Genomic DNA, 3,662 nt, shown 5'->3' on the forward strand with positions numbered 1-3,662 from the left:
GCGAAGTGATTTCGTTGCCGTCCATCAGGGCCAGCGGCTGGCCGGTGGTGGCGTCGTACAGCAGGTAGCTGGCGGCCAGCGCAGGCAGGCCCAGCGCGGCATTGCCGGGCGCGATGTTGACGGTCTTGATGCCCAGGTAGCGGCCGGGGATCCAGGCCGGCATGATCAGCGTGGTGAGCTGCCCGCCAATGCTGTGCACATGGCGCTGCGGCACCTCGCAGCCCTGGGCGAAGAGGGCTTCCAGTGCGTCGAGCAGGGCCGGGAACGGCAGCGCGGAGCGGGTGGCGTCCGCGTCGAACGTCTTCACGGCATGCCGTTGCGGCCGTGCAGCTGGAAGGCCGGGCGCATGCTCAGCTGGGCGTAGTACTCGTCCACCGCGGGCAGCGGCAGGCGGTCCTCGAGCGGGGTGGAGAACCAGCGGTGCACCGACAGGCCGATCACCACGTCGGCCAGCGTGAAGTCCTCGCCGGTCACGAATGCGCCGGTCTTGCTCAGCTGGGTGTCGAGGATCTGCATCAGCCGCGTCCAGTCCACCAGGCTGCGGGCCACCAGCGCCGGGTCGGCATGGGCGGGGCTGTGGCGCACCAGGCCCATGAAGGCATAGCGCCAGGCGTTGTTCAGGTCGCCCAGCTGCCAGTCCATCCATTGCTCGACCTGGGCGCGCGCGGCCGGCGTGGTGGGCAGCAGGTCAGCCCGCTTTTCGCGGCCCGCGAGGTAGCGGCAGATGCTGTTGGACTCCCAGAGCACGAACCCGCCATCGCGCAGCACGGGGACCTGGGCGTTCGGATTCAGCGACAGGAACAGCGGCTGGTCCAGCGGCAGCTGCGGCGTGCCCCATTCCTCGTGGGCGATCGGCAACTGCATCTCGGCACACAGCCATAGCACCTTGCGCACATTGATCGAAGGGGATCGGCCCAGCAAGGTCAGCATGGCGTGTGCTCCGGCAAGGTTGTCGCGGCAAGAGGCGGGACGGTGCAGGGGCGCATGGTATCGCCGCACGGGCCGCCGCTCCAGCCGTCAGCGGTCGTGGCCCCGGCCGTGGCCGTTGTCTTTTCCGCGGCCGTGGTCGTGATCGTCGTCGTGATCGCGGCCATGACCGTGGCGGTTCCGGTAGTCAGGTGCGTAGACCTCGTTGTACCAGCGGTCCTGCACGAAGTAGACCGGGCGGCCGCAGGCGTTGTAGCGGCCACAGTGCTTGTCCCAGTGCTTCTCGTGGCCGGGGGGCACGCGCAGGTACAGCGGCGCGTAGCGGGTCGGGCCACGCTGGATCAGCACTGGCTCGGCATAGATCAGCTCGGGCTGAGGGGCGTTGCCTATGTCGATGCGGCCATAAAAGCCGGGCTGGCCGATCTGCACCGACACGGCGACATCGGCGGCCTGGGCCTGGGAGGTGAAAAGCGCGCCCAGCATCAGAGCGGGAGCAAGCGACAACAATCGGTACAGCATGGCAACAAGACCTGGCGGCCAGTGGGAGCGGGAGCGCGCAGCGTAGCAGAGCGGCCCGGCCGGCCGGCGCAACAGTGGTGTCCAGCTGTCAGCTCGCCAACCGCCGGCCGTCAGCTTCGGGCGCGGCCGTAGCGGTCGGCGGCGTAGGTGTCGGACCAGGCCGAGGTCTTGCTCGGCGCCAGCCCCGCGGCCCTGGTCAGCGCCATGATCTCGCTTTCCTTGACCTCGGCCGCAGCCCCCTTGCGCCGCAGCACCCAGAGTTGGCAGCCCTCAGGCTTGGCCTTGGCAAGCGCCTTCAGCGCCGTCAGGTCCTGGGCCGTGTCCACGACGATGAAGGCCAGCTGCGCCTGGGCCAGCGGCACGTAGTTCGGTGCCACCGGGTCCAGCACCCGCTTCAGCTCGGCATGCGCCTGCTGCAGGTGCACGGCCAGGCCTTCGCTGACGCCCAGCTTGTCCGCCAGCGAGGGCGGATGCAGGATCTTCTTGAGCCACAGCGCCGCCTCCTTCTCGCCCAGCGCCAACGCCAGCGGCCCCTGCCGCGTGTGCGCCACCAGCAGGTCTTCCTGCGTGCGCAGGTCCTGCAGTTCGGCCACCGCCAGCTTGGCCTTGAAGTCGCCCTTCAGCAGGATGGCATGGCCCTCCAGCATGGCCTGCACCTCGCCCTTGTCCGGCCCCAGCGAGCCGTAACACAACACCACCCGTCCCATGGATTGCCGCGCCTTTCAGGAAAAACTCACCGCCTGGACCGCCAGCTTGCGCGTCAGGTCGTCGAAATAGATGCGCATGCTGCGCTGGTGACCCATGATGAAGCGCGAAACAAAGCGGAACACCGGGTTGTAGACCTCGCCGTCTTCGGTCACCGTCAGCTCGGTGCCGGTTTCCACGGTTTTCAGCACAAAAGTCCAGGTGCCACCAAACGGCAAACCCTCGCCGACGATCCTGCGCACGATGCGCTGCTGCGGCTCGACAGCCAAGGTCTCAAATGCCAGCCCGCCGCCGCCTTTCTCAAGTTCTTTCCACACTGGGTGGCCATTTGCATCCGGCTGGCGCTGCATTTCGACGACGCCGGTGCGCCAGCCGTCATAAGCCGCAAAGTCGCTGATCAATTCCCAAAGCCTGGCCGGCGAAGTTGGCAGCACGATGCTGCGGGTGGCCGAATGCTTGACTGGCAACAGCATGCCGATGATGACGATCAGGGCGATCAAACCCACGATCAGGCCCACCACGGTGCCCACGACGATCAGGTAATTCATGAATGCCTCCCATTCGGCCTGCTGGCTGATGTTGAAACCCGGCGATGCTGCGCACGCACGGCTTATGCGCTGAATGAATGCAGTGTGACGACCAGCGCAACCCGGCTATTGACGCCGAGCTTGCTGTAAATGCGTCGGAGATAAGAGGACACCGTGTGTTCACTGAGGCCGGCCCTGGCAGCAATCTGCTTGTTGGACAGACCGGCGCAGACCAGTTCTGCGACCAATGTTTCCTGGGCGCTCAGCGTGGAGCGGGTGACGACAGGCGGGACAGCGTTGAAACCGACGCCGGTATGGAGCATGTTGGCCATCTTCTTTCCCTGAACGATTTGCCTGCCGGATGGCGGGCGTGTTGTGAGAATCGACTCTGAAGAAAAATGCTGCTGCTGCTCAACTGTGGCCTTCACAGGCCGGCATCGTACTGAATGCGCCTGCTTGGCAACAGTTTCTATATTGTTTCCATTTGCACCGAAGCGATGCAGATGAAGTAGGGGGATGATTGAAACAAAGTGTAGCGAAATCGCTTGCGGAGGTCCATCAGCTGGGTGGGCAAACTCACCCAGCGATGTTGCGCGTCGCGCCAGCATCGAATTTCGCGGAACACCGGCCCCATTCCTTTTCCCAGGGTTTTCACGGTGGCTTCCTTGACGGCCCAACTGATGGCCCGGTCTGAAACCGAGTACCTGGATTCGGTGGAATGGCACCACGCCTCATCATGCGGCGGCGCGCGGCCTTGGGAAATCAGGTCAATGCCGAGTCGCCAGGCTGGCAGGAAACTCGCCGCGCAGGCCAGTCCGGCGGCATGCGAAAGGCTCAAGGCATATTCGCTGCCGTCTGGCAAACGCACCCGCGGCTCGCCGCCAGGCAGCGGCAGCACCGGCAGTTCGGCCAGTGGCCGCGGGGCTTGACCTTGCCAGCGGCGCAGCGCATGCACCGCCAGCTTGGCAGCCAGTCGCGGAAATC

Annotated in this window: 6 protein-coding genes and 1 pseudogene; all 7 read right to left on the reverse strand. The window is 65.6% G+C overall.

What is annotated here, in order from left to right; genetic code table 11:
- Window positions 1-307: pseudogene (locus FKP22_RS23955) on the reverse strand (bifunctional Delta(1)-pyrroline-2-carboxylate/Delta(1)-piperideine-2-carboxylate reductase); the annotation flags it as partial.
- On the reverse strand, window positions 304-930 hold the full coding sequence (locus tag FKP22_RS23960) for a glutathione S-transferase family protein (RefSeq protein ID WP_141290177.1): 627 nt from the start codon (window positions 928-930) through the stop codon (window positions 304-306). The pseudogene FKP22_RS23955 and the gene FKP22_RS23960, both read right to left, overlap by 4 nt.
- Window positions 931-1,017: 87 nt before the next feature.
- Window positions 1,018-1,410: a hypothetical protein gene (locus FKP22_RS23965; RefSeq protein WP_233446957.1), complete on the reverse strand. Its 393-nt coding sequence runs from the start codon at window positions 1,408-1,410 to the stop codon at window positions 1,018-1,020.
- A 146-nt stretch (window positions 1,411-1,556) separates the two neighbouring features.
- A complete protein-coding gene (locus FKP22_RS23970; protein WP_141290179.1) occupies window positions 1,557-2,153 on the reverse strand; it encodes a hypothetical protein in 597 nt (198 codons plus the stop codon).
- A 15-nt stretch (window positions 2,154-2,168) separates the two neighbouring features.
- The gene (locus FKP22_RS23975; protein WP_141290180.1) at window positions 2,169-2,699 is read right to left on the reverse strand and encodes an SRPBCC family protein; all 531 of its coding nucleotides are present in this window, start codon (window positions 2,697-2,699) and stop codon (window positions 2,169-2,171) included.
- 62 nt (window positions 2,700-2,761) lie between these two features.
- Window positions 2,762-3,010 carry a response regulator transcription factor gene (locus FKP22_RS32590; RefSeq protein ID WP_170201051.1) on the reverse strand — a complete coding sequence of 83 codons (249 nt, stop codon included), beginning with the start codon at window positions 3,008-3,010 and terminating at the stop codon, window positions 2,762-2,764.
- A gap of 137 nt (window positions 3,011-3,147) precedes the next feature.
- On the reverse strand, window positions 3,148-3,662 hold a 515-nt coding region (locus tag FKP22_RS23985), incomplete at its 5' end, for a 4'-phosphopantetheinyl transferase family protein (RefSeq protein ID WP_141290182.1).

The sequence above is a fragment of the Ideonella azotifigens genome (assembly GCF_006519715.1).
GTDB classification, from domain to species: Bacteria; Pseudomonadota; Gammaproteobacteria; order Burkholderiales; family Burkholderiaceae_C; genus Ideonella; species Ideonella azotifigens.